Here is a 25,109-nt window from a genome sequence, read left to right as displayed (position 1 = left end):
ACAAATTCAATCCTTTGGTTCAATCAATTCCCTAACTTGTTGATGAAGCGCCGGCAAGTCGCTGTGTATCGTTTGCCAGAGCAGTTCGTAATCCACTTTGAAATAACCGTGAGCGATCCGGTTGCGCATCGCATACATCAACGTCCACGGCACATCGGGGTGGGCTTCGGCATAATTTGTATGGTAACGCTCGATGTTATGCGCCGCCTCGCCGATAATCTCGAAGTTTCTGACCACGGCATCCTGGGTTTTTTCATCATCCAGAAATACCACTTCCGACATATCTTCCACATAGCGATGAATCCGCTCGATCGCTTCCACGATATGCTCCAGATAATCCGGAATGCGCAAAACGTCTTTTTTGCTCATAGCGGCTGGGCTTCCTGAATGACTTGCTCGCGAAACTTGTCCGGCAAGGCTCTGGGTGTCAGCACATCCACGGTAATATGCAGCAAGCGCGCGAGTTCAACCTGAATCTTGGCGATATCCATCATAGTGGTTTCCGGTGTTGGATCGACCAGCAAATCCAGGTCACTGTCGTCGGTATCATCACCATGCACGACTGAACCGAACACGCGGACGTTCTTGACCCGGTGGCGCAGCACAATTTCGCGGATGGCGTCGCGGTGAGTTTGCAGAGCTAGGGATGGGCGCATTTACAGTTCTCCGCGGAAGGCTCGGTGTTGGAGGGAGGCAAAAAGGGAGTCAAGTTCCGCTAGAAAAACTCGATGCTTTTCCTTAATTACGTTAATAGCCAGAACTCGTGACGAAAATTCTCGTTGTAATTCTACAGGTGGTAGTTGTACAGGAATACTGTTGCAAACCGACTTATTCATATATGGCAGAGTTGTTGAAGATGCTTTGGCATACATATATGCAGTTTGTTTTGCTAAACAATACATCAGGTAAATATTGTTTACGTGATCATGGCATTGAAAAGAATGGAGTTGTTGATTAATAACAATTTCTTCAGCTGCTATTGTGGCAATTCCTAAATTACCGACGCAACTAATAATAACGCTTTCGGCTGGTATCACTCTCGCTTTGACCTCATCAATTTCTGATGTCGAAAGCCCAAATCCCTTTGTCGAGCAATAAGTGAAATCGAGATGCGCAAGGTCATCTGTTGTTACCCAAGGAATATTGCCTGTAAATGACTTAGGCTTATCGCGCCCAGGAACAATGCAGTCCGTCACATCACCAACTGCGCAACATTTCCAACCATTGGAATTATTTCCAGGTGTACCAAACATCTCAACAAAAATGGACTGCGTGAGGCTGTCCAGCTGCGCCAAGGCTTCCCGGCGCTTGGCTCTGAGCACATCGGCTTGGTCGAGAATGGCGGCGATGCGGCGTTGGTCGGCTAATCCGGGTAAGCGAATTGGTACAGCACAAAGACCCTTTTGGTCAATGGTCGTCATCGTGGAAGTTTTGGATCGGGACTTAATCAAGTTTCGCAGTTGTTCTGTACGTAACAAATGATTTAGAAACTTGGGGAATACTAAATTGGGGTTAGGACTGATACGAATGACGTGACATTCAAATAATGCTTGGAAATCTTCACCGGCGTATACATTGCTGAATCCGATTCCATCAAGTTTTAGAGACGAGCGGCAAAACAAAATATCGCCGTGGCGGAGTCCGTATTTTTTTATTTCTGTCGATGTTGGCTTTAATCTGCGTGATTTTTCAGTGCAGATTTGATTACCTTTAAATAGCTCTTCGACCCAAACAACAGGCATTCCGTCACCATCGCTGTCACTTTCCAAATATTCTGGATTTTTTCGGAATATTCCATTGTTTACCTGCTCAACAGCAATCTCGCCTAGCGTCGTTTGCCACCAACTAGCAGCATTTATTTTGTCTGGCACGACAACATCTCCTCAAGCACTTTCATCCCTGCCAGAATCTCTTCCTCCAGCACTGCCAACTGGGCAAGCCCCGTAGGGTACGCACCGCGTACCTTTTGAAGGCGTTGATTATCAGCGAACTTTGGAAAACGGTACGCAATGCGTACCCTACGGAATTGTTTGCATGTCATTGGAGCATCCCTTCCAGTATTTTCATCCCCGCCTGTATCTCGTCCTCCAACTTAGCCAGTTTCGCCAGAATCTCCTTGGGGGGCAGATGCTCGATTTCCTCATGCACCACTTCCTTGTAACGGTTGATCGACAGGTCGTAGCCATTGGCGACGATGTCTTCGAGCGGTACGCAGAAGCTTTGTTCGGTGCGGGCGCGTTGGCGTTCGCTGCTGTCGCGTAGCGCCCAACGAGTTAGCACATCCGGCAGGTTGTTCTTGGCGTGTTCCTCGGCATTCAGAATATGCAGCGGCGCCAGGCCGAGTTTGTCTTCCGCCAGCAGCGGCTGGCGTTTGTCGTCCAGGCTCCAGCCGTCGGCTTTCATGTCGTAAAACCACACCCGGTCGGTGCCGCCGGAGTTGGTTTTGGTGAACAACAAAATCGCGGTGGAAACCCCGGCATAGGGTTTGAAGCAGCCGGACGGTAACGAAATCACCGCGTCCAGTTTTTGCTCTTCAACCAGCATTTGCCGCAGTTGCTTGTGGGCCTTGCTGGAGCCGAACAACACACCGTCCGGGACGATGACCGCCGCGCGGCCGCCGGGTTTCAGCAGGCGCAGGAACAAGGCCAGAAACAGCAGCTCGGTTTTCTTGGTTTTAACGATGTCCAGCAAGTCTTTGGCGGTGTTCTCGTAATCCAAGGAGCCGGCGAACGGCGGATTGGCGAGAATTAAAGAGTATTTTTCTTCATCGCCGGCATGATCCTGGGCCAGCGAATCTTTATAACGAATGTCCGGATTATCGACGCCATGCAGCGCCATGTTCATGCTGCCGATGCGCAGCATGGTGTTATCAAAATCATAGCCGTTGAACATGGCGTGATGGAAATGTTCACGGCTGGCGGCGTCGCGCAGGATTTCCGGATGCTTTTCGCGCAGGTATTCGCCGGCGGCCACCAAAAAGCCGCAGGTGCCGCTGGCCGGGTCGCAGATCACATCTTTGGCGGTCGGCGCGGTCAGTTCCACCATTAGGCGGATGATGTGGCGCGGGGTGCGGAACTGGCCGTTCTGGCCGGCGCTGGCGATCTTGCCCAGCATGTATTCGTACAGGTCGCCCTTGGTGTCGCGGTCTTCCATCGGCACATGGTCTAGCATGTCCACCACCTTGGCCAGCAGCGCCGGGGTGGGGATGGTAAAACGGGCGTCTTTCATGTGGTGGGCGTAAGTCGAGCCGTCACCGCCCATGCCGCGCAGGAACGGAAACACATGCTCGCCCACCACTTCGAACATTTCCCCTGCGGCAAAGTGCTTGAAGCGCGACCAGCGCAAGTCGTCGTATTCGCGGCCTCTGGCGTCCCGGCCTTCTGGATAGATACGCCGCTCCATCGGTCTACCCAAGCGTAAGGCTTTGTTTTCTTCCAACGTGTGCATTTCATCCAGTCGGCGCAGGAACAGCAAGTAAGTGATCTGTTCCATGACTTCCAGCGGGTTGGATATGCCGCCGGACCAGAAGGCATTCCAGATAGCATCGATTTGGCTACGAATTTCGCCGGTGAGCATTAGGTTCAAATCCTCTTTGAAAGTTAAAGCCGGTATTCTCAATGACCAGCCGGCTTTAGGTCAAACCGGGTATGTGCGCTTGGATTTTGCTTTGGTCTGGGCGAATAGGCCGCTTTTTGACATTTTGCTGTTACATTAACGGCTTTATAAAACGACTCGGTAAGCACCGCTCAACTCAAATCATGGCAGATTCAAAGCATATCATCATCGTTGGCGCCGGCCCCGGCGGCTTATGCGCCGGCATGTTACTCAGCCATCGCGGCTTTAAAGTGTCCATATTCGATAAACATCCTAATGTTGGTGGCCGCAATCGGGCTATCAGCATGGACGGGTTTACTTTTGATACCGGCCCGACCTTTTTATTGATGAAGGGCGTATTGGATGAGATGTTTGAATTATGCGGCCGGCGTAGCGAAGACTATATGCAGTTTATGCCGCTCAGTCCGATGTATCGTTTGTTATACGAAGACCGCGAGATTAATGTGTTTTCCGACCGGGAAAACATGCGCGCCGAGTTGGAGCGGGTGTTCGACGAAGGCAGCGCCGGCTACGAGCGTTTCATGGACAACGAGCGCAGCCGCTTCAATCGTTTGTACCCTTGCATCACCCGCGATTACTCCTCGCTAAGCTCGTTTTTTTCGCTGGATTTAATCAAGGCCTTGCCTTGGCTGGCGTTTCCGAAAAGCGTGTTCAAGAATTTGGGCCAGTATTTTGACAAGGAAAAAATGCGCTTGGCGTTTTGCTTTCAATCCAAGTATTTGGGCATGTCGCCCTGGGATTGTCCGGCTTTGTTTACCATGCTGCCTTATCTGGAACATGAATACGGTATTCACCACGTCGCCGGTGGTTTGAATAAGATTGCGACGGCGATGGCCCAAGTGGTTACCGAGTCCGGCGGCGAGATTCATTTGAATGCCGAAATCGCCTCCTTGATCGTCGAAGACGGCGCGACTAAGGGCGTAAGGTTGCAAAATGGCGAGGAAGTACGCGGCGACGAAGTGATCGTCAACGCTGATTTTGCCCACGCTATGACCCATTTGCTGGCACCGGGTACCTTGAAAAAGTACGATCATAACCAATTGGAGAAGCGCGATTATTCCTGCTCGACCTTCATGCTCTATCTGGGGTTGGACAAACAATACGATTTGCCGCATCACACTATCGTGTTTGCCAAGGATTACCGCACCAATATCAGCAATATTTTTAGTAATAAAACTTTGACCGAAGATTTTTCGTTTTACGTGCAAAACGCTTCAGTCAACGATGCCAGCTTGGCGCCGGCCGGCAAGTCGGCCTTATACGTGCTGGTGCCGATGCCGAATAACGATAGCGGTGTGGATTGGCAAGCCCATTGCCAGACAGTGCGCGAACAAGTGTTGGATACGCTGGGCGCACGCCTGGGTTTGAGCGATATTCGCGAGCATATCGAATGCGAAAAAATCATCACTCCCGCCACCTGGGAAAGTGATGAACATGTGTATAAAGGCGCGACCTTCAGCCTGTCGCACAAGTTCAGCCAGATGCTGTACTGGCGGCCGCATAACCGCTTCGAAGAACTGGATAACTGCTATCTGGTCGGCGGCGGCACCCATCCCGGCAGCGGTTTGCCGACCATTTACGAATCGGCGCGGATTTCCTCGAATTTGATATCCCGCAAGCACCGGGTGCAGTTCCAGGAAATTCAACAGAGCGCCTGGCTGAAAAAAGCCAAGGCCTAAGTGATGGCGACGATGCAGGCCGTGTCGCCGGTCGATGGCCGCGTGCTGGGTGATTTTCCGGTTAGCGAGGTAGCGGCGATTCAGCAGCAGATGCTTGCTACGCGTGCTGCGGCGCAAATCTGGGGCAAGCGGCCGGTAGCCGAAAGGGCGAAAATTCTAGCCAAGCTGGTGCCTTTATTAATGGCCGAGCTGGACTCGATTTGCGAGCAAATCAGTCTGACTACCGGCAAAGTCCGTACCGAAGCCTTGTTGGGCGAGATTTATCCTGTTTTGGATTTGGCCCGCTACTACCAAAAACACGCCGCCAATATTTTAAGCTATCAAGGCATTCCCACTTCACCGTTCGCCTTTCCCGGCGCCACTGCCGGCATCGAGCGTCGGCCCTTTGGCGTGGTGGCGGTGATTTCGCCGTGGAATTATCCGTTTCAACTCTCGGTTGGACCGATGCTGACAGCCTTATTTGCCGGCAATGCGGTGATCCTGAAACCCTCCGAATTAAGTTTGCCGGTCGGCCAGCTAATTATTGATCTGTTCAAACAACTGGATTTACCTGAAGGCTTGGTGCAATGGCTGGTCGGCGATGGCGGAACCGGCACCCAATTGATCGACGCCGGCCCGGATTTGGTGTTTTTCACCGGTGGTTTAAATAGCGGCAAAGCCGTCATGCAGCGCGCCGCGCAACATCCCATCCCGGTGCTGCTGGAATTGGGTGGCAAGGATCCTATGTTGGTATTCAAGGATGCGCAATTGCAACGTGCGGCCGATGCGGCTTTGTATGGCGCGTTCTGCAATAGCGGTCAAGTTTGCGTGTCGGTAGAGCGTTTGTATGTCCAGCAGGACTGTCACGATGAATTTTTAAACTGCTTAATAGATGGTGTCGCGCAACTGCAAGTCGGCCATGGCCCGCAAGGCGATTTAGGGGCGATGACCACGGAACGGCAATCTGCAGTTGTTGAAGCGCATTATCAGGATGCTATCGCTCAAGGTGCGCAAGCCTCCGGACCGCTGGAACGGCAGGGCAATTATCTGAAGCCGGTAGTGTTGTGGAATGTGCATCACGGCATGCGGGTAATGCGTGAGGAAAGCTTCGGGCCCTTGCTGCCGGTAATGGCCTTCAGCGACGAAGCCGACGCCATCCGTTTGGCCAACGACAGCGAGTTTGGTTTGAATGCCAGCATTTGGAGCCAGGACATAGCCAAAGCCGAGCGGGTCGCCAGCCAGCTGCACGTTGGCAATTGGGCGGTCAACGACGTCATCAAAAATATCGGCCATCCCGGTCTGCCGTTCGGCGGCGTGAAAAAAAGCGGCTTCGGTTGTTATCACGGCGCGGAAGGCTTGCGCAATTTCACTTATCCGGTGGCCGGCATGACCAGCCGCAGCCATTTGCCCAAGGAACCCAACTGGTTTCCGTATTCGGAGCAACGCTACCAGGATTTCAAAGGCTATATGGACTTTGTCTACGGCGAAGGGTCGCTGTGGCAACGCATCAAACGCAACTGGCCCGCGCTGCAAGCATTTCGGGAATATTCAGCGTTCGATTTAACCCAGCGCTGGCAAAATCTTAAATTACTGTTGTCATGGAAACGGGACTACTGATGAAGCAAGACAATAACAATAAACGCGTCGTCGTCATCGGCGCCGGTCTGGGCGGTTTGTCTGCAGCGATTTCGCTGGCTAGCGAAGGCTTTGCGGTGGAAATGGTCGAGAAGAACGACAAGGTCGGTGGCAAGCTGAACATCATGACCCAAGACGGCTTTACCTTTGATTTGGGGCCGTCAATTCTGACCATGCCGCATATCTTCGAGGCCCTGTTTACGAAGGTCGGTAAAAATATGGCCGATTATGTTGGTATCGAAAAAGTCGAGCCGCATTGGCGCAATTTCTTTGAAGACGGCACGACGATAGACTTATGTGAAGACCCGGAAAATCAGCGCCGTGAGCTACACAAATTGGGGCCGAATACTGCCGCCGAGTTTGCCAACTTTATGGCCTATTCCAAAAAGCTGGGCACCGAAACCGAAGCCGGCTATTTTGCCAAGGGCCTGGATACATTCTGGGAATTACTGAAGTTTTACGGCCCTATTCGCGCCTTAAATTTCGACGTGTTCCGCTCGATGGATCAGGGGGTGCGACGCTTTATCTCTCATCCCAAACTGGTCGATATCCTCAATTACTTCATCAAATATGTGGGTTCATCGCCTTACGATTCGCCGGCTTTGATGAATCTGATGCCTTACATTCAATATGAATACGGCCTATGGTATGTGAAAGGTGGCATGTACGGTTTGGCGCAAGCCATGGAAAAGCTGGCGCTCGAGTTGGGCGTAACCATTCGTTTGAACAGCGAAGTGGAAGAAATTCAGTATCAGGCCGGTCGTGCTACCGGGATTAAGCTGCAAGGCGGTGAAGTATTGGCGGCCGACATCGTGGTGTCGAATATGGAAGTGATTCCGGCCATGGACAAACTGCTGCATAGCTCGCCAGCGGAATTGAAAAAGATGCGACGCTTCGAGCCCACTTGTTCCGGTCTTGTTTTGCATTTGGGTGTGAATCGGCTGTATCCGCAATTGGCGCATCACAATTTCTTTTATTCCGATCATCCGCGCGAGCATTTCGACGCAGTGTTTCGCAGCGGCAAGCTGTCCGACGACCCGACGATTTACTTGGTCGCGCCCTGCAAGACCGATCCGAACCAGGCCCCGGAGGGTTGCGAGATCATTAAAATCTTGCCGCACATTCCGCATATCAACCCGGACAAACCACTGACACCGGACGATTATTGGGCGCTGCGCGAACGGGTGCTGGTCAAATTGGAGCGCATGGGTTTGACCGATTTACGCCAACACATCGTCACCGAGGAATACTGGACGCCGCTGGATATTCAGGCCAAGTATTATTCCAATTTAGGCTCGATTTACGGTGTGGTTTCGGATCGCTGGAAAAATCTGGGCTTTAAAGCCCCGCAACGCAGCCATCAGCTGAGTAACCTGTATTTCGTCGGCGGCAGCGTCAATCCGGGGGGTGGCATGCCGATGGTGACCTTGTCCGGGCAGTTGGTGCGCGATAAGATTTTGGCGGACTTGGCGCAAGCATAATGCTGTGGTAGACAAAAAAGCCAAGCTGATTAATTGGGCCTACACTTATCGGGCGTTATGCACGGCTGGGTTTTTTGTGTTTAGACTTGGTATAACCTATCCGCGCCGAAACCGCTATATAAGAGGCTTCCGGCTTATTTTTATCAAACTGTTGATGGTTCGCTAGATTTTTATGCTGCTTTTTTTTCGGAATATCCCGGCACCGACCCGGCCCAACGAGTTGTACAGTTACTTGGCGATGGGGGTGAGCGAAGACTTAATGGAACAAGCTAAACCGGTGATGAAAGCCGAGGTGATGGTGATTCGGGATAAGCGCACCAATCGGCTGGAGCATCACGGCTTGGTATCGGTGAATTCCGATGAGGCCGGCATCTACGCTATCAAGAATCTGGACGGCTTGTTGTTCCATGGCTGCGCGGTTTTGGTCAGATGTTACAAGCAGCGCGACGTTAACAATGATAGGCGCCGCAACAGCTTGCCGGTGCCGCAAGAGTTCATGGAAAAACGTATTCAGGACCGGCGGCGCGGCGATAAAGTGGAAATCTATGTCGATTTTTCCAATGTGTTCTATCCGATTGAACTCTAGGCGTTGTTCACTGCCTGTTTTGCCCCATTAAAGCCAGACGCGCACGCGGTTACGGCCGTGTTCCTTGGCGGTGTATAGGGCTTTGTCGGCCTTGGTCAAGACGCAGTCCGCTGTACCGCTATCGGTGTGCATAGTGGCAATCCCGATACTGACGGTTATCGAAATGGTATGACCGTCAATAATCATAGGTGTATCGGCTAGTAGTTTACGCAAACGCTCGGCAAATACCACGGCTGGCTCTGCTTCGGTGTCTGGCAGAAAAATCGCAAACTCCTCGCCGCCTAGCCGGCCCACGACATCGATTTTGCGCAACTCGGTGCGAATAATGTTGGCGAAGTGTTGCAACATCGCATCACCGGTTGGGTGGCCGTAATTGTCGTTAATCTGCTTAAAATGATCCAAGTCCAGCATTAATACCGCCACTCGATGCTGGTTGCGCTGCACTCGGGCGAATTCCTCCTCCAGACGTGTCATGAAATGCCGGCGATTTAAAAAACCAGTCAAGCCGTCAGTAGTCGCCAATTCCCAGAGCTCCGTTTCTGTCCGCTTGCGTATGCTGACATCCTGCTTAACGCCGACAAAATGGCGTATGCAGCCTTGAAGATCCTTAACCGGCGTAATCACCAGCTCTTCGTCATAGAGTTCGCCGTTTTTGCGGCGGTTGACAACTTCGCCACGCCAGGTGTTCCCTGAAAGTATGGTATCCCACAAATTCTGGTAAAACGCCGGGGTTTGCTCGCCGGATTTGAGCAATTCGTTGGGTCGCATGCCAATGGCCTCGTCGCGGCTATAACCGGTTAGCGTTTCAAAGGCTTTATTGGCCCACTCGATGCCGGCATTGATGTCGGTGATCAGCACACCATGTTCCACTGTTTCCAGCGCCGACACTAACAAATGGTCGCGCAATTCGGAGGCTTTACGCAGGCTGATATCTTGATGGATGCCGACCGCGCGGATCGCCTGTCCCTGCATATCCCATTCCAGCACCCGACCGGTATCGTGCACCCAAACCCAATGGCCTAGTTTGTGCCGTAGGCGATGTTCTGAAGAGTAAAGTTCGGTTTCACCGCGCAAATGCGGATCCAACGAGGCATGGATTACTTGCCAATCGTCCGGATGCACCAAGCGTTTCCAGATGTCAATATCGGCTCCGATGTCGTCGAGCGTATACCCTAGCATCGAAGCCCATAGGTCGTTGAAGATTATCTTCCCGCTGGGAATATGCCAATCCCATAAACCCAGATTGGCGCTCTGCAAGGCCATGCCCATTCGTTGTTCAGACTCGTAAAGCCGCCTTTCCAGGCTGATCCGACTCATCGCATAGCGTATCGCCCGCACTAAACTGTCGGTGTCTATGCCGGTTTTGATTAGATAGTCCTGAGCACCGCAGTCCAGAGCCTTCAGAGAAAACTCGGTATCGTCGTGCCCGGTCAGCACGATAATCGGCAGTACGCGGGTCGCTTTGCGGATGCGTCTGACGGTATCCAGACCGCGCGAATCCGGTAGGCTTAAATCCACCAGCACCACGTCGATTTTTTGTTGGGCTATGGTTTGTTCGCCATCCGCCAAATTTTCGCGCCAGATCAGTTCGAAACGCAGATTAGGCGAGGCGCGCAAATATTGCCGAACCAGACTGGCATCGCCCGGTTCGTCTTCGATCAATAAAACGCAGCAGTTAGTCGCTTCTGTCATATTTGTTGCTTGCTCGGTAAGCGCACCACGTTAAACCAATACCCTTCGATATGCTTAACGACCGTGATAAATTCTTCGGCATCCACGGGTTTGGTGATGTAACTGTTGGCACCTAGTTGATAAGTCGAAACTACATCGCGCTCAATATCGGAGGTGCTGAGTACTATGACCGGGATGCTGGAAAAGTCGGGCGCCGATTTGATTTTAGTTAGAAACTCGCGGCCGTTCATGCGTGGCATATTCAGATCCAGCAAGATCAGATCCGGGCGTGGCGCGTCGGCATAGTCATCGCTTTGCCGCCGTAAAAATGCCATAGCCTCGACACCGTCGCAGACATGATGCAGGTTGCAGCGCAGCCGATTTTCCTTGAAACTCATTTTTACCAGATGAGCGTCGGCGGGTTCGTCTTCCACCAACAGTACATCGAACAGCGGACTCGCTTTATCCGTCATGCTTGTTTCCTTTGATATTGGGTAGCTCGAATACCACGGCGGTGCCGTCGTGCCCGCTACTGTCTATCCAAATTTTGCCGCGGCAGCTGGTAACGATACGGCGGGCAATCGATAGACCGATACCGGTGCCGGTCGGGTTGTCGCGATAGTTTAAGCGTTCGAAAATTTCGAAGACGCGTTGCTGATATTCCGCATCGATCCCGCTGCCGTTATCGCGTACATAATAGCGATTTACGTCCGGCTCCGATACGCCGCCAATCTCGATTTGTAAGTTCAATTCAGGGTTGGTCGGGCGGCCGTGCCTTAACGCGTTGTCCAGAAACAGGCGAAATAGCTCGGTCAGGCGGGGGAGGTCGATATAGGCATTCGGTAAGCAGCCGACGCTAACGATGGCGCCGGCGGCGGCAATCTGATCCGCTAAGGCGGACACAGCGGATTTCGCAGCTACTTCGGCATTCACATGGCCAGGTTTGTCGCGAGCTTGATCGGCGGTAACGTAGAGTTGAATGTCGCGTACCAGGCCAAGCAAGCGCTCTGCGTCTTGTTCCAGATAAGTCAGGCTGGCATTGATGTCTTGGTTGTGCAGTGCATCCGGATAAGCGCTCAAGGAATGACGCAAGCGTTGGGTAAAGCTGCTAAATCGCCGGGTCGGTTCCATCAGATGATGCGCGGAAATTTCTGCGAACCGGCTCAGGTCGGCGTTGCTGTTTTGCAGATCGATACGGATTTGCCTGTTTTCGGTAATATCGATACAGGAGCCGATATAGCCGAGGAACTCGCCTTTGTCGCTGTAACGAGGAATGCCGTTGTCGAGCAACCAGCGGTATTCGCCATCGTGGCGTCTCAGGCGATATTCCATAGTAAAGGGCAGGCGCTTTTCAAAATTCTGAGTGTAGTGGTTTAAGCAAAAATCCAGGTCGTTCGGATGTACGGCTTCTAGCCAGCCGTTACCCGTTTCCTGTTCGATACTGCGCCCGGTAAAGTCTAACCACGTCTTATTGAACCAGTAACAAAGCTTATTGAGGCCGGATAGCCAAATTAGTACCGGTGCTGAGTTTGCCATGACCCGGAACCGGTTTTCACTCTCGCGTAATTCGGCGGTAATAGTTTGCGCCATGGCCATTGCTCGACTGCGGCTGTTCACCAATTGCCAGGTTAGCAAACTTAATAGCAGGCTGAGGCTCACGCAGCTGCCGGCGACGAGCAAGGGCTTGTCTTGATCGACGCGGGTTTGAAAACCCGGTTCGGCGTGAATTAATAAGGTCCAGGGATGGCATGCCAGAACGATCTGTTGTTTTGATGCTAGTGTCGGACGGGGGGGGGCGGTGGTGCCGAGCCATACATGCGGTTTTCTTCGTTTACCTCGGTACCGTTGAATATTTCCAATCCCAAATCGCTTTCTTGTTCACCGCCAATGCCGGTCATTAAGTCTTTGGTACGGAATGGCGCATAAACCCAACCGAATAGATTGGCGCGGCGCTGTTCGAGAGTGTCGTGCGGCTTATTTTTTTTGTACACAGGCAGATACATTAAAAAGCCGGCTTGCACGTCTTGGTCGGTTTCTTGTAGTAATTTTACTTTTCCGGTGATACCGAGGCTATCAGTATCACGGGCATAAGTGAGTGCGCGGTTGCGGGTTTGCTCCGAAAACATGTCGTAACTGAAGGCGCGCAGATTCCGACCGGAAAACGGTTCCAGATAGATAACCGACGTGTAAAACTCGCGTTCGCCGAGCGGATGGATATCATAATCGGCGAAGCCTTGCTTGCGCATATCGGCAACATGCCGGTCTTTCTCGATTCTGGGAATCCACAGGGAAAAGCCCACACCTTGGATGCCGGGGAAGCGTTGGTCGAGATTGAGTGCGGATATATATTCCCGATATTCGCTACGTTTTACTAGCCCTGAAGCCGCAAACAAGCCTCTGGCGCCATAGAGCATTTGTTCGTAAGTTTGTAAGCGTTGCTCAATACGCTGCACTAGTTGGCGGACGCGGAAGTCAAAATATAGCTGACGTTCGTGTTCCAAGTCCTGAGCTGCTAGCCGCCAAGCCTGGTAGCTGGTTAACAATGTTACGGCAAGTACCGTTGCCGTCAGCCAGTGACTGTAATACCGAGGTTTTTTCAATTCGCTCAGGTTTGCGAGCGGCGGGCTGGCAACCGAGTTTTTGTGCTGATTATTCATGTCGGTTGTGTGTTGGATTCGGGTGTATAACCCAAGGGGATTTCAAAGCTAAAGCAGGAGCCCCTGCCTTCGCCAGCCGAGTCTACCCAAATTTTGCCATCGTGATGTTCGACTATGCGCCGGCACAAAGCCAGGCCCATGCCGGTGCCTTCGAAGCGTTTACGTGATTGCAGGCGACTGAAAAACTGAAATAGCCGGTCAAATTGCTCGGGGTTTATACCGATACCGTTGTCGCGCACGCTCAGCCGCCATAGGCCATCACTGACCTCGGAGCTTACCTCGACAACGGGTGCTTGATTTTCTTGGCGATAGTGCAGGGCATTGACCAGTAGATTTTGCAGTAAGCGGCTCAGTTCATCGCGGCTGGCATAAAGGATGGGCCAGTGGCCTTGGCAGAGGATGTTGGCCTGACATTGTGTAGCCAAGGGTTCGACGAACTGCAACGCTTCATCGCGCACTGCATCGCTGGCAATCCAGGATTTTTGTTGGGTCTTGCGGCCGATTCGCGAATACTCAAGCAGCGAGACTATCATCGCATCCATGCGTTTGGCGCCGTCCAAGGCAAAATTCAGATTCTGCCGCGCGTCTTCGTCCAGCGGCTCGCTCAGATTGCGTTCCAGAAATTGCAAATGGCCGGAGACCATGCGCAGTGGCTGACGCATGTCGTGCGATACGCTGTAAGCGAATTGTTCCAGGTCGACATTGGAGCGCAACAAGGCGTCGTGGCTTTGCAGTAATTCCCGCTCGATTTGCTTATGTTTGTCAATATCGACATGCGTACCCAGCATGCGTTGCGGTTTGCCTTCCGGGGTTTTCGCCACCACCATGCCTTTGGCGAGTATCCATTTGTAATGGCCATCCTTGCAGCGCATGCGAAACTCCACCCAATACAGTTTTTCCTTGCCGTCAAAGTAGTCGTTTAGGGTTTTGAGTACTCGGTCAGTGTCGTCCGGATGCAGACTGTCGCGCCAGGCATCGAAGTTATTAGCAAATTCTTCCGGTTGATAGCCAATCATTGATTTCCAGCGTGGCGAGAAAAACACCTCGCCGCTGACGATGTCCCAATCCCAGGCACCTTCGCCGGCACCTTCCAGCGCAAATTTCCAGCGATATTCGCTGTCCATCAGGCGAATATTTTGTTCCCGTACTCTGCGCCTTTCCGCTGCCAGGTAGAGGTTTACCGAGAATAAACTCAAGCTGAGTAAAATCACCAAGAATACCCCAGCGGCGAGTGCCATCACCGGCGTGGGGTAACGTTGCCAAATGTCGGTCAGAGTAAATTGCGGAGCTGTGTCGAAAGGTTTTACGCGGAGAGTGCGTAGTAACTGTTCTACCGAATTGTAGTCGGCGGGTATGGTAAAGCCGACAATCCCCGGAATGCGGTCGGCGCCCATCAGCAACAAGGTGCCGGCGACTTTTTTGGCCAACTGGTGGTCTACCGTCGGCATGGCTAAAAACGGCCACTCGGGATAAAGCTGAGTCGATAGCAGCTTGAAGCCTGCCGATGCTTGCGCATTGAGGATTTTGATCTGTCGCAGATCAAGTTTGCCATTTTTGGCCAAATCCTCCAGAACGCCGCTGCGGACGAAACCTATATCCGCTTGTCCGGCCAATACAGCTTCCATTACTGCATCGTGCGGCATGCCGGTGAGTAGCAATTGGGATGCCTTGACAATGTCTATTCCGGCCTGCGCGGCTTCATAAGCTTGCATCTGGAAGCCGCCCAGTGAGTCTTGACTCGTTACGGCGATTTTTTTGCCGCGCAGGTCACTGAGCGCGTTTAGATCTTCACGCTCGGCCAGCGCGAAGATAACGCCGCCGAACATATCCTGGGAGCGGTCGTTCTCACGCCTGACTAAGGTTGCTAAGGGTGCCGAAAAGCTATGTTGATAGCTGATATGGATGTAGTGTCCGGGATTGGTCAGCACAAAGTCCAATTGTTTAGCGTCTATGCTGGCTTCCAGTTCTTGGTAGTTCAATGCTTCGACAATAAACTCGCGCTCGGGGATGGCTTGGTGCAAGACTTTGCCTAGCGCTTGCCACTGTTCCAGTGTTTGCGGTTTGGGCCGATAGGCCAACACGCCGATGCGCACCGGCGCGTTGGCTAGTGCTGTAAAGCTGGTTAGCAAGCAGCAAAAAAGCAGGAATTTAAATCGGTTATTCAAAGCTTTTTTTGTCATTGATAAGTGGTTATTGCTCATTTAGGTAAAATCCAATACTGAGCCGTTCAGTGTCCCAAACACTCCCTAATGCTTAAGCGGGTTGCCTTACGGGCAGGCCAGAAGGCGGCTATCCAAGCTACGGTTAAAACAATAAGCAGCCAATACAGAATAGCCCACAAGTCGAAGCTGAAATCCAGTTGTATACCAAGCATAGTCCGACCCAATTGTTTGGCTAGAGGTTCGGCGGCCAGATAGGCGAGCGGAATGCCGATGAGCCAGGCCATGCCGCCATGCAATAGGCCTTCCATTAAAAACATGCGGAACACCACTTTGGAGGGTGCGCCTATGGCGCGCAATACGCCTATTTCGCGAATGCGCTGCAATACACTGATTGCTAAAGTGCCGGACAGGCCGATGCCACCGACTGCCGCAATCATACAGGCCAAGCCTAGTAAGGTGTTTAACACCGGTTTGAACTGGTTGCGGGCAAACTGGCGTTGTTCCAGTTTGGCGAGGGTGGTGTAAACATCCAGTTGTATGCCTTGATCTTGAAAGCGCTGTTGCAAGTGGCGCAGGTAGTCAGCTTCCTGATTGAGGTTGGCGACCTGTGCATCGAGTAAGGCGAATGACGCTACGTCCTGGCTTTGGGTAATCCGTCTGAGTGTTTCGAGTGGCGCGTAAACCGGTTCCACCGCATAACTACCGCCGGTTAGCCAGCGATAGATGCCGATTACTTGCCATTTCTGGTGATCGGTGCCTAGCCCAACATCCAGCATATCGCCGGTTTGAATAGCGTTCAGCGCGGCCGTATCCGCGCTCAGCACCAATACGCGCGCACCGGCGTCACTGGCCTGCAACCAGCGTCCGGATTCGATCAGAGGCTGATACATATTCGAGTTTGCCGGCAATGCCAGCATTTGCATGCCCAGACTGCCTTTTTGCCGCAAGGCTTGGCTGTCCTTGGCAATTTGTATGCTTGAGCGTTGCCAAAACTCCATATACTCCGTGCCTTCCACGGCAGCGGCGATGTCGCGTATTTTTTGCTCGGGCTGGTCGATGCTAAAACCCAGGCGCACTGCATAGCGGCTGCGGGCCATTTCCCGGTCCAGGGTTAAATTCAGCGAGGCGATCAAGCTGGTCAATACCAAAAACATCACGCCGGCAACGATCAAGACACTTTGCGTCAGCACCAGCCTGGCTTTCCGGCGGAACAAATTCCCTAAGGCTGCGGCGGATAAAGTCGGCAGAAAGCGCGAGCCGAACTTCTCTATAAGCAGGTCGAAACGGTTGTAGCCAAAATCTGCGCCCACACCGTAACCGGCGATTGCCACACGCACCGTCATGGCCGCACCGCGCAGAATTGGGGTCATGGCCGCCAGCAATGGCGCCAGCAGGCCACCCAACAGCATGTATGCCAGGGCGGGCTGGGAAATCGCGAATGCACCGCAGTCGATATTGAATAAAGCCAACAGTCGGCAAGCGCTAAAATAAGCGCCGGCAAGTGCCGGTGGAATGGCGAAGACTACCGCGACCAAAGCCAGCAGCAGGATTTCCAGTAGATACAGTTTGGCAATGGTTTGTGTTCTGGCACCCAATGCTTTCATCACGCCGATCTGATCGGTTTGCTGGGTAATATGGGCCGATACGGTGTTTAAAATCAATACGCTAGCCAAGGCTAATGATACCAAGGCCATGATTTGCAAGACGCCATTGATACCGGATAAGAACGGCCGGCCCCAATGTTGTTCCGGGTCTTGCAACAGGGTGACGTTGACGCCTATATGCTGTTTGCCCAGCAAGTTGCGAATTTGGCTGGCAACGCTGCGGGCTGTTTCGCTGCTGTAAGGTGGGGTGATTTGCACCAATAATTGTCGAAAACTGTGTGCCGGAATGCCGAATTGGGCAGCTTTGGCGGCGCTGGCAAAAAAATGCACCTGGCCGCCAAATTTGGGCGGTTTAACAAAGGGATGACGGACGATGCCGCCGATAGCCAGCGCTTGCGGGCCTTGGACGGTTTCGAATTCGACGTCGCCGCCTTGTATGCCGCTAGACAGGGCGGAGAGGTTTTCTATCGCTACTTGATTTACGCTCGGCCAATTGCCTGATTGCAAGGCGGTTTTGTCGAAATGTTGATTTTCATAGTCTGGCCGGATTATGAGCGTACCCAAGCGCCAGTCGGTTTCGCCGGGTTGGCGGAAATGCACGCTCAGCGGCGTCATGGTATCGACGCCGGCTACGTTGGGTAAGGCTTTGATTTGCTCCAGTACACTGATGTCGGCATCCTTACGCAAAATCAGATTGATATGCGAGGGTTGCGATTGTCGGTGTGCGGCATCCATTTTACCCAGCAGCAAATCGATCATGCCGAACAAAATGCCGACACAACAGACGCCGACGGCGATGCTAATAATTGCCAAGGCAGTGCGACTTTTTGTCAGCCACAAGTCGGCCCAGACTTTATGCCAAAGTGTATTCACACCCAGTCTTCCGGCTGGGTGTCGGCGTGTATTCGCCCGGAAAGGATTTCCAGTTTGCGGCTAGCGGCATCTGCCAGGGTTTCGTTGTGGGTAACCATCATCAGGGTTTTGCCTTGATCACGTAAATGCGCGAACAAATCGAACACCGCATCGGCGGTGACCGCATCCAGGTTGCCGGTGGGTTCGTCGGCGACGATTAACGGTGGGTCGTTTGCCAGTGCGCGGGCAATCGCCGCCCGTTGTTGCTGGCCGCCGGAAACCTGGCTGGGTAAGCGCTGCGCCGCATCGGCCAATCCAACCAGTTCCAACAAATACATGGCGCGTTCGCGGCGCTGCTGTTTGGTTAACGCACCGAGAAAGTCCATCGGCAGCACGATGTTTTGCAATAGGTTAAGGGCTGGCAGCAATTGGAAAAATTGAAAGACGATGCCGACATTGGCGCCGCGCCAGATGCTGAGTTTTTCGTTGCTGAGTGTTTGCAGCTCGGTGCCGTTGACGTTGATTTGGCCTCGGCTGGGATGGTCGATGCCGGTCAGCAGATTTAATAAGGTGGATTTGCCGTTGCCGGATGGGCCGACGATGGCCACGAATTCGCCGGGGTAAATATCCAGATTGATGTCGTGCAAGACGGTTTGCAGCGTGCCGGCTTGCGGATAGTCCTTATAAACCTGTTTGAGTTCTATGATCTTTTTCATAACAGCCGGCAAATTGCGGTATGTTACACGAGGCGCGGGCATCCTGGCATGCCCGTCATTCCACGCACGCTGCGCCGGAGGGCGATTAATGACATCGGTACGGATTTTGTGGCTATTGCTGTGCTTGGTTTGGATGGCGGCGGAAATTAGTCTGGCTCGCCGCACTGCCGCGCAAGCCGGGCCGGTTGTGCATACGGAACGGCGTTCGCAACGCCTGTTATGGGCTAGTGTACTGCTAAGTCTGGCGTTGGCGTTGTGGTTTAAAAATCTGGCGTGGACGCCGATCGCGCTGGAGTATTTGCCCAGACAAATCCTAGCCATGCTGTTGTTTGCCGCGGGGCTTTATCTACGTTACCTGGCCGTGCTGAAATTGGGCCGGTTTTTCACGACGAATGTGGCGATACAGCAGGAACACCGGCTGATCAAGGTCGGGCCTTATCGTTGGTTGCGGCATCCGGCCTACACCGGTTTGTTGCTAGCCTTGTTTGCGGCGGGGGTGGCGATGGGCGATTTTATCGCGCTGGTATGCTTGCTTGTGCCGACAGTTTGGGCGTTTACCCGGCGCATCGACATAGAAGAACGGATGTTGTTGGCAGAGTTCGGCAGCGTCTATGCCGATTTTTGTGCAGTGACCTGGCGGCTGTTGCCCTGGGTATATTGAAGCTGTTGCTGGGGCGATTTTCACCGCCCCAACCGCAGACCGGTCTAGCTCGTCAATTCGTCCAAATATTTTTCCACATCTAAGGCTGCCATACAGCCGGCGCCGGCTGAGGTGATGGCTTGTTTGTAATGCGAGTCCATCACATCGCCAGCCGCAAACACGCCGGGGACACTGGTGGCGGTGGCGTTACCGTCAATGCCGCTGTTGACGACAATGTAACCGTGCTCCATTGCCAGTTGACCGGTAAAAATATCGGTATTGGGAGTATGGCCAATGGCGATGAATACGCCGTGTACATCCAAGTCTCTAGTGGAACCGTCCTGACTGTTTTTGATGCGCAGACCGGTCACGCCCATTTCGTCGCCCAATACTTCATCCAGTTGGTGGTTCCACTCGATGCGGACATTGCCGGATTTGGATTTTTCGATCAGTTTGTCTGACAAGATTTTTTCGGAACGGAATTTATCGCGTCTGTGTACCACGATCACCTCGGAGGCGATGTTGGACAAATACAGCGCTTCTTCGACTGCGGTATTGCCGCCGCCGATCACGGCCACGGGTTTGTTGCGATAGAAAAAGCCGTCGCAAGTGGCGCAGGCGGAAACGCCTTTGCCTTTAAAGGCTTCTTCGGATGGTAGGCCCAGATATTTAGCCGAAGCGCCGGTGGCGATGATCAGCGCATCGCAGGTATACACGCCGGCGTCGCCGGTCAGCGTGAACGGTTTTTGCGACAGATCGGCGGTATGGATATGGTCGAATATAATTTCGGTATTGAAGCGCTCGGCATGCAAGCGCATCCGTTCCATCAAATCCGGACCTTGCAAGCCTTCCACGTCGCCAGGCCAGTTGTCCACTTCAGTGGTGGTGGTCAATTGTCCGCCTTGTTGCATGCCGGTGATCATCACCGGATTCAAATTAGCGCGCGCGGCGTAAACGGCTGCGGTGTAACCGGCCGGGCCGGAACCTAGGATTAAGAGTTTGCAATGTTTTGCTGCAGCCATTATGTCGAGTCTCCATGCGGGTTAGGGTAGGAAAATTATAAGGGCATTCCCCCCGCGATAAAACCGATTTACCAACTGGTTTTTAATGGCGTGGCCGGTAAAGCTAATGTGAAATCGATTTACATCATCTATAATCATGTTTTGTGACGCTTTTATTGTGAGCCGACAACTATGGTTGCTGTTGTGGAAGAGAGAGCCGCGCGAGGCTATCGCGAAATCGCATTACTGGGATTTTCGAGTTGTGCGTTGTTTTTTTTAATTGCCCTGGTCACTTTTAATTCCAACGATCCGGGTTGGAGTCATAGCACCTCCTACCAATCCATCAGTAACGCCTGCGGTTTGTTTGGTGCTTGGCTGGCGGATTTTGTACTGAGTTTTCTAGGATTGATGGCCTACCTGATTCCGGTGATGATTTTCTGGTACGGCTACATCCTGTTTCAAGGTTCCCGCCAAACCGGTGGGCAATGGGCTTTGGCTTCGCGCTCGGCAGGTTTCCTAGCCACTACGGTGTCCGGTTCGGCCATTCTGTTTTTGCATCTGCATTTTCTACGCACCAAGGTCGATTTGCCGGAAAGTCCGGGCGGCATTCTGGGACGGGAAATTGGCGACGCCTTGGTGCATCTGTTAGGCAACTCCGGTTCTACCTTGCTATTACTGGCCATTTTCATGACTGGTGTGACCTTGTTTACCGGTTTATCCTGGCTGATGATGATGACTTTGATCGGCAAAGGCGCGATGTCGGCCTGTTCCATCGTGGGTCGGCAAGCGGTTACAGTGCCTGAGCGCTACCGTGCCGATAGACCGGAGCGACCTGAGTCCACAAAAGAGGCCAAAAAACCGCGCAATCAGCCGGAAGCTAAAACCGAAGAACGCGCCAAAAAGCCGCAAATTCAAGTGCTGGAAACCGCGCAACCTTCTGCCGCCGCTGCGGTTAGACCTTTGCGCAGAAAAGACAGCAAGCCGGTAGACGACATGGCCCCCGGCGCCTATATCAACGCCTTGCCAACCTTGTCTTTGCTGGATAAGCGCGAAATCAAAGTTAAACGCTATTCCAAAATCGAGCTGGAAGAAATTTCCCGCCAAGTGGAAGACGTTTTACGGGATTACGGCATCGCTGCCGAAGTGGAAGCTGTCTTACCAGGTCCGGTCATTACGCGTTTTGAATTGCGCTTGGCGGCCGGCGTGAAAGTCAGCCGCATCAGTAGTCTGGCTAAAGACTTGGCGCGCGGTTTGTCGGTCACCAGCGTGCGTATCGTCGAGATTATCGAAGGTAAATCCGTTATCGGCCTGGAGATTCCTAACCAGGAACGGGAAATGGTTTCGCTACGTGATTTGCTGGTGTCGGATGAATTCGAGCGGGCCAAATCCAAACTCAGCATCGCGATGGGCAAGGATATTTCCGGTACGCCGGTGGTTGCTGACTTAGGCAAAATGCCGCATGCGCTGGTCGCCGGTACCACGGGTTCCGGTAAATCGGTGGCGATCAACACCATGATTCTCAGCTTGCTATACAAATCCAAGCCCGAAGACGTGCGGATGATCATGATAGACCCCAAGATGCTGGAGTTGTCGGTGTACGAAGGCATTCCGCATTTGCTGACGCCGGTCGTGACCGACATGAAGGATGCGCAAAACGCCTTGCGCTGGGCGGTGGCGGAAATGGAGCGACGCTATAAATTGATGTCTAAAGTGGGGGTGCGGAATCTGGCCGGTTATAACCAGGCGGTCAGAGAAGCGGAAGAGGCTGGTCAGCCGCTCCGAGATCCTTTATTCCGGCCGGAAACGCCGGTGGCTTTAGACGATTATCCGCTGCTGGACACGCTGCCCAGCATCGTCATCGTTATCGACGAGCTGGCCGACATGATGATGGTGGTCGGCAAAAAAGTTGAAGAACTAATTGCGCGTTTGGCGCAAAAAGCCCGAGCCGCTGGCATCCACTTGGTTTTGGCGACACAGCGACCTTCCGTGGATGTATTGACCGGTTTGATCAAAGCCAACGTGCCTACCCGGATTTCCTTCCAGGTGTCTTCGCGGATCGATTCCCGGACAATTATCGATCAAGGCGGTGCGGAAGCCTTGCTGGGTAACGGTGATATGTTGTTCCTGCCGTCCGGCACCAGCATTCCGCTGCGTGCCCATGGTGCGTTTGTCGATGATCACGAAGTGCATCGGGTGGTGGAATTTTTGAAGAAAACCGGCCCGACTAATTATCTGGACGAAATCACCCAAGAGCGCACCGACAGCGGCGAAGTCGCGGGCCTGGATGGCGAAGACAGCGAGTCGGATGCTTTGTATGATGAGGCGGTGGCTTTTGTGACCGAATCCCGCAAAGCCTCTATATCCAGCGTGCAACGCCGCTTTAAAATCGGTTACAACCGCGCGGCGCGCATCATCGAAGACATGGAAAATGCCGGCGTGGTTAGTATGCCGGAAACCAATGGCTCTCGCGAGGTACTAGCGCCACCGCCGCGCTGATTGGGATGAGCATCGTCATCATTGGCTTACTGGCCGTCGCTGCCGTTTCCGGCCTTGGCGGTTGGTTGCTTAGTTCGAAAAAAAGCTTGGAAACGCCAGTTAAAATCATGATGTTCGTTGGTTATTTCTGGCTGCTGGCTTTTGCACAATTATTGCTGATCGCCTTATGCTACTTGAGCTGGCAACGTTTCACAGCTTGATTTTTCTGACATGAACCTAATCCCCGAGCTGATCGGTTATCTGGCGGCGACCTTGACGACCGCTTCTTTTCTGCCGCAAGCAATCAAGACCTTCAAAACCCGCGATACCGAGTCCTTGTCTCTAGGCATGTACAGCATGTTTACGTTGGGGGTGTTGCTGTGGTTGATTTATGGTATTTATCTGGTGAACGTAGCTATCATAGTGGCCAATGCAATTACCTTTTTGCTCGCGGCGGCTATCTTGGGCTTTAAGATTCACAATCTGCTGCGTAAATAAAAATGCCGGGTCAACCACAATGCCTTCAAATGCTTCCAACCATATCGAAATAACAGCTGATACTTCCGCCGCCAATGACAGCAGTGCTTTCATTGAGAAAATTCGCCCGAATACCGGGATTTCCGAGCCTGTCTACAAGCAACTGCAAAGGCGCATTACCGATATGATCCTGTCCGGTGAGCTTGGCGATGGTATTAGCTTGCCATCCGAGCGGGCTTTAGCGGAAGCGCTGGATCTTAGCCGCACCACGGTGCGGCGTTGTTACGAAGAATTACGGGCTCAGGATTGTATTGCCACCCATGGCCGCGCCGGCGTTACCGTTAAGGCACCGCCGTCGCGGATCAATCCGGAAATGGGTAAGCTAAAAGGCTTTACCGAGGAAATGCGTGAGCTGGGTATCACGCCATCCACGCAAATTCTCGATCACCAGATTGTCGTCGATAGAACTATCGCCTCCATTTTTAATCGCCCGGCCTCGACGCGATTTCTACGTTTGGTAAGGGTACGCTTGGGCGATGGTATGCCGCTATCGCGGGAAGTGGCGTGGTACGATTTGACTGTAGCGCCGGCTTTGACTGATTGGGATGGCGAAGGCTCCGCCTATCAATACCTTGAGACCCAATGCGGCCTGGGCTTGGTGCGCGCCGAGCAATCTATAGAGGCGGTGCTTAGTGATGACGCGGAAGCCATCGTATTCGGCTTTGACCAGCCGGGGCCTTGCTTATTGTTGAAGCGCAAGACCTACGCCGACAACGGGCAGATCGTGGAATATGTCGAAGGCACCTTTCGCGGCGACGCTTATACCTATCGGGTCAATCTAAAAATCCGGCCGAACTAGACTGATTTTGGTGTTGGACTGGTTTTCATAAAGTGGTCAATCTCGGCTTGCGTCGGCAAGCACCCCAATACCCCATGGTGCTTAGCGACCCAGGCGCCGCTGGCACAGGCTAGTCTCAAAGCCTCGGTTAAGCTCAGATTATTCAGCAAGGCAGTCGCCAGTCCGGCGCTGAACGCGTCACCGGCGCCGGTGGCGTCCAGTGTGGCTACCGGCCAAGCCGGTTGATGAAGAACCAAGCTTTTCGTTAAGGCCACGCATCCCGCTTCACCTAGTGTGACCACCAGCAGTTCCCCAGACCAGGCAATGTGTTCCGACCAAGTGGATAAGCTATTTAGCCAATGTTCCACGCTAATTTTATTATCGTTTCGGCCCAATAATGCAGCGGCTTCGGTTTCGTTCACCACCAAAATATCGGTTAGCTTTAACAAGCCATGATCAGGTTGGTGCCAGGGTGATGGATTTAACATGGTGCGGATGCCACGCTGACGTGCAATCTCGAACGCTCTGCGGATTGGTGCTTCCGGGATTTCAAACTGGGCGTAAATCAAATTTAGGTCTGGAAGGGCGGCTAAGGCCTGTTCGACATGTTCCTTATTCAACAGGGCGTTGGCGCCTGGATAGACGGCCAAAAAATTCTCGCCATTCGGGCCTATAAAGCCGACACCAAAACCGGATTGTGGTCCTGTCCTTAGAAGCCAGCGGTCGTCCAGTCCTTCATTCCTCAGTAATGTAATCACGCTGTCCGCGACTGCATCCATTCCCAGCGGCAATAGCATTGCCACCTTAGCGCCCTGTTTATGCGCGGCTAAACCGACATTCAAACCCTTCCCGCCGTGCTCCTCAAGTATACCGGTAGCTTGCACGGATTCGCCTGAACAGGGCAGGCGCTGAACATGCAGGCAGTGGGCATGGACATAACTGGCTAAAACTAGGATGGACACGCGAACTCCAATTTTCGGAAAAAATTTGTGAAATAGTACCGAAATAAATCCAAGAATTTACGATTGACGCAAATATCTC

General features: G+C 52.8%; 22 protein-coding genes. 9 read left to right on the top strand and 13 right to left on the bottom strand.

All coding sequences use genetic code 11. From position 1 onward, the window contains the following. Positions 1-6: 6 nt before the first annotated feature. The 4 genes from EBA_RS15525 to EBA_RS15510 all read right to left on the bottom strand — a co-directional run bounded on the left by EBA_RS15525 (position 7) and on the right by EBA_RS15510 (position 3,576). Positions 7-369 carry a HepT-like ribonuclease domain-containing protein gene (locus EBA_RS15525; RefSeq protein ID WP_192375549.1) on the bottom strand — a complete coding sequence of 121 codons (363 nt, stop codon included), beginning with the start codon at positions 367-369 and terminating at the stop codon, positions 7-9. After that, positions 366-656, bottom strand: coding sequence for a nucleotidyltransferase family protein (locus EBA_RS15520; RefSeq protein ID WP_192375548.1), 291 nt, complete (start codon positions 654-656; stop codon positions 366-368). The genes EBA_RS15525 and EBA_RS15520 overlap by 4 nt, the downstream gene beginning before the upstream one ends. Next, positions 657-1,871 carry a restriction endonuclease subunit S gene (locus tag EBA_RS15515; RefSeq protein ID WP_192375547.1) on the bottom strand — a complete coding sequence of 405 codons (1,215 nt, stop codon included), beginning with the start codon at positions 1,869-1,871 and terminating at the stop codon, positions 657-659. It abuts the gene before it with no gap. A 166-nt stretch (positions 1,872-2,037) separates the two neighbouring features. Continuing rightward, positions 2,038-3,576: a type I restriction-modification system subunit M gene (locus EBA_RS15510; protein WP_192375546.1), complete on the bottom strand. Its 1,539-nt coding sequence runs from the start codon at positions 3,574-3,576 to the stop codon at positions 2,038-2,040. 182 nt (positions 3,577-3,758) lie between these two features. Here EBA_RS15510 and EBA_RS15505 point away from each other — a divergent pair, with 182 nt between their 5' ends. The 4 genes from EBA_RS15505 (at position 3,759) to EBA_RS15490 (ending at position 8,975) form a co-directional block, all read left to right on the top strand. Next, positions 3,759-5,294 (top strand): phytoene desaturase family protein, encoded by a 1,536-nt coding sequence (locus tag EBA_RS15505; protein ID WP_192375545.1) that lies wholly within the window; start codon positions 3,759-3,761, stop codon positions 5,292-5,294. Between the two features lie 3 nt (positions 5,295-5,297). Beyond that, the gene (locus tag EBA_RS15500) at positions 5,298-6,890 is read left to right on the top strand and encodes an aldehyde dehydrogenase family protein (RefSeq protein WP_192375544.1); all 1,593 of its coding nucleotides are present in this window, start codon (positions 5,298-5,300) and stop codon (positions 6,888-6,890) included. Beyond that, positions 6,890-8,389 carry a phytoene desaturase family protein gene (locus tag EBA_RS15495; protein WP_192375543.1) on the top strand — a complete coding sequence of 500 codons (1,500 nt, stop codon included), beginning with the start codon at positions 6,890-6,892 and terminating at the stop codon, positions 8,387-8,389. Before EBA_RS15500 ends, EBA_RS15495 begins: the two co-directional genes overlap by 1 nt. Positions 8,390-8,561: 172 nt before the next feature. Continuing rightward, entirely contained in the window at positions 8,562-8,975 is a 414-nt protein-coding gene (locus tag EBA_RS15490; protein ID WP_192375542.1) for an RNA recognition motif domain-containing protein, read from the top strand. A 27-nt stretch (positions 8,976-9,002) separates the two neighbouring features. Here EBA_RS15490 and EBA_RS15485 read toward each other — a convergent pair whose 3' ends face one another. From EBA_RS15485 to EBA_RS15455, 7 genes are all read right to left on the bottom strand, one after another. Next, positions 9,003-10,667 carry a diguanylate cyclase gene (locus EBA_RS15485; RefSeq protein ID WP_192375541.1) on the bottom strand — a complete coding sequence of 555 codons (1,665 nt, stop codon included), beginning with the start codon at positions 10,665-10,667 and terminating at the stop codon, positions 9,003-9,005. Further along, the gene (locus tag EBA_RS15480; RefSeq protein WP_192375540.1) at positions 10,664-11,119 is read right to left on the bottom strand and encodes a response regulator; all 456 of its coding nucleotides are present in this window, start codon (positions 11,117-11,119) and stop codon (positions 10,664-10,666) included. Before EBA_RS15480 ends, EBA_RS15485 begins: the two co-directional genes overlap by 4 nt. Beyond that, a complete protein-coding gene (locus tag EBA_RS15475; protein ID WP_223146692.1) occupies positions 11,109-12,305 on the bottom strand; it encodes a sensor histidine kinase in 1,197 nt (398 codons plus the stop codon). Before EBA_RS15475 ends, EBA_RS15480 begins: the two co-directional genes overlap by 11 nt. 116 nt (positions 12,306-12,421) lie before the next feature. Beyond that, the gene (locus tag EBA_RS15470; RefSeq protein WP_192375539.1) at positions 12,422-13,303 is read right to left on the bottom strand and encodes a CHASE domain-containing protein; all 882 of its coding nucleotides are present in this window, start codon (positions 13,301-13,303) and stop codon (positions 12,422-12,424) included. Continuing rightward, positions 13,300-15,483 carry a PhnD/SsuA/transferrin family substrate-binding protein gene (locus EBA_RS15465; RefSeq protein ID WP_192375538.1) on the bottom strand — a complete coding sequence of 728 codons (2,184 nt, stop codon included), beginning with the start codon at positions 15,481-15,483 and terminating at the stop codon, positions 13,300-13,302. The genes EBA_RS15470 and EBA_RS15465 overlap by 4 nt, the downstream gene beginning before the upstream one ends. Before the next feature lie 47 nt (positions 15,484-15,530). Next, on the bottom strand, positions 15,531-17,942 hold the full coding sequence (locus tag EBA_RS15460) for an ABC transporter permease (protein ID WP_192375537.1): 2,412 nt from the start codon (positions 17,940-17,942) through the stop codon (positions 15,531-15,533). Further along, positions 17,939-18,637: an ABC transporter ATP-binding protein gene (locus EBA_RS15455; protein ID WP_192375536.1), complete on the bottom strand. Its 699-nt coding sequence runs from the start codon at positions 18,635-18,637 to the stop codon at positions 17,939-17,941. The genes EBA_RS15460 and EBA_RS15455 overlap by 4 nt, the downstream gene beginning before the upstream one ends. 88 nt (positions 18,638-18,725) lie before the next feature. On the opposite strand from EBA_RS15455, the gene EBA_RS15450 reads away from it, so the two are divergent. Next, complete coding sequence (locus EBA_RS15450; protein WP_225616329.1) at positions 18,726-19,298, top strand: methyltransferase family protein; 573 nt, start codon at positions 18,726-18,728, stop codon at positions 19,296-19,298. Between the two features lie 44 nt (positions 19,299-19,342). Here EBA_RS15450 and trxB read toward each other — a convergent pair whose 3' ends face one another. Then, on the bottom strand, positions 19,343-20,299 hold the full coding sequence (gene trxB, locus EBA_RS15445; protein ID WP_192375535.1) for a thioredoxin-disulfide reductase: 957 nt from the start codon (positions 20,297-20,299) through the stop codon (positions 19,343-19,345). Between the two features lie 171 nt (positions 20,300-20,470). Between trxB and EBA_RS15440 the strand changes: the two genes are divergently transcribed. Genes EBA_RS15440 through EBA_RS15425 form a run of 4 tightly spaced genes read left to right on the top strand, consistent with a single transcriptional unit; the run spans position 20,471 to position 24,089 of the window. Beyond that, the gene (locus tag EBA_RS15440; protein WP_192375534.1) at positions 20,471-22,774 is read left to right on the top strand and encodes a DNA translocase FtsK; all 2,304 of its coding nucleotides are present in this window, start codon (positions 20,471-20,473) and stop codon (positions 22,772-22,774) included. Positions 22,775-22,779: 5 nt separating this feature from the next. After that, on the top strand, positions 22,780-22,974 hold the full coding sequence (locus EBA_RS15435; RefSeq protein WP_192375533.1) for a hypothetical protein: 195 nt from the start codon (positions 22,780-22,782) through the stop codon (positions 22,972-22,974). A 10-nt stretch (positions 22,975-22,984) separates the two neighbouring features. Beyond that, entirely contained in the window at positions 22,985-23,251 is a 267-nt protein-coding gene (locus EBA_RS15430) for a SemiSWEET transporter (protein WP_192375532.1), read from the top strand. Positions 23,252-23,270: 19 nt separating this feature from the next. Continuing rightward, a complete protein-coding gene (locus EBA_RS15425) occupies positions 23,271-24,089 on the top strand; it encodes a GntR family transcriptional regulator (protein ID WP_192375531.1) in 819 nt (272 codons plus the stop codon). Here the strand turns inward: EBA_RS15425 and EBA_RS15420 are convergent. Continuing rightward, entirely contained in the window at positions 24,086-25,030 is a 945-nt protein-coding gene (locus EBA_RS15420) for a ribokinase (protein ID WP_192375530.1), read from the bottom strand. The genes EBA_RS15425 and EBA_RS15420 overlap by 4 nt on opposite strands. Between the last annotated feature and the right edge of the window lie 79 nt (positions 25,031-25,109).

The sequence above is a fragment of the Methylomonas albis genome, assembly GCF_014850955.1.
Taxonomy (GTDB): Bacteria; Pseudomonadota; Gammaproteobacteria; order Methylococcales; family Methylomonadaceae; genus Methylomonas; species Methylomonas albis.
Note: the sequence above shows the minus strand (reverse complement) of the source record. Positions and strands in the feature narration are given on the sequence as shown.

Bases quoted from the DNA above. Each gene is read 5' to 3' on its own strand.
- EBA_RS15525 (WP_192375549.1), bottom strand. From the start codon at position 369: ATGAGCAAAAAAGACGTTTTGCGCATTCCGGATTATCTGGAGCATATC.
- EBA_RS15520 (WP_192375548.1), bottom strand. From the start codon at position 656: ATGCGCCCATCCCTAGCTCTGCAAACTCACCGCGACGCCATCCGCGAA.
- EBA_RS15510 (WP_192375546.1), bottom strand. From the start codon at position 3,576: ATGCTCACCGGCGAAATTCGTAGCCAAATCGATGCTATCTGGAATGCC.
- EBA_RS15505 (WP_192375545.1), top strand. From the start codon at position 3,759: ATGGCAGATTCAAAGCATATCATCATCGTTGGCGCCGGCCCCGGCGGC.
- EBA_RS15500 (WP_192375544.1), top strand. From the start codon at position 5,298: ATGGCGACGATGCAGGCCGTGTCGCCGGTCGATGGCCGCGTGCTGGGT.
- EBA_RS15495 (WP_192375543.1), top strand. From the start codon at position 6,890: ATGAAGCAAGACAATAACAATAAACGCGTCGTCGTCATCGGCGCCGGT.
- EBA_RS15490 (WP_192375542.1), top strand. From the start codon at position 8,562: ATGCTGCTTTTTTTTCGGAATATCCCGGCACCGACCCGGCCCAACGAG.
- EBA_RS15485 (WP_192375541.1), bottom strand. From the start codon at position 10,667: ATGACAGAAGCGACTAACTGCTGCGTTTTATTGATCGAAGACGAACCG.
- EBA_RS15480 (WP_192375540.1), bottom strand. From the start codon at position 11,119: ATGACGGATAAAGCGAGTCCGCTGTTCGATGTACTGTTGGTGGAAGAC.
- EBA_RS15470 (WP_192375539.1), bottom strand. From the start codon at position 13,303: ATGAATAATCAGCACAAAAACTCGGTTGCCAGCCCGCCGCTCGCAAAC.
- EBA_RS15465 (WP_192375538.1), bottom strand. From the start codon at position 15,483: ATGACAAAAAAAGCTTTGAATAACCGATTTAAATTCCTGCTTTTTTGC.
- EBA_RS15455 (WP_192375536.1), bottom strand. From the start codon at position 18,637: ATGAAAAAGATCATAGAACTCAAACAGGTTTATAAGGACTATCCGCAA.
- EBA_RS15450 (WP_225616329.1), top strand. From the start codon at position 18,726: ATGACATCGGTACGGATTTTGTGGCTATTGCTGTGCTTGGTTTGGATG.
- trxB (WP_192375535.1), bottom strand. From the start codon at position 20,299: ATGGCTGCAGCAAAACATTGCAAACTCTTAATCCTAGGTTCCGGCCCG.
- EBA_RS15440 (WP_192375534.1), top strand. From the start codon at position 20,471: ATGGTTGCTGTTGTGGAAGAGAGAGCCGCGCGAGGCTATCGCGAAATC.
- EBA_RS15435 (WP_192375533.1), top strand. From the start codon at position 22,780: ATGAGCATCGTCATCATTGGCTTACTGGCCGTCGCTGCCGTTTCCGGC.
- EBA_RS15430 (WP_192375532.1), top strand. From the start codon at position 22,985: ATGAACCTAATCCCCGAGCTGATCGGTTATCTGGCGGCGACCTTGACG.
- EBA_RS15425 (WP_192375531.1), top strand. From the start codon at position 23,271: ATGCCTTCAAATGCTTCCAACCATATCGAAATAACAGCTGATACTTCC.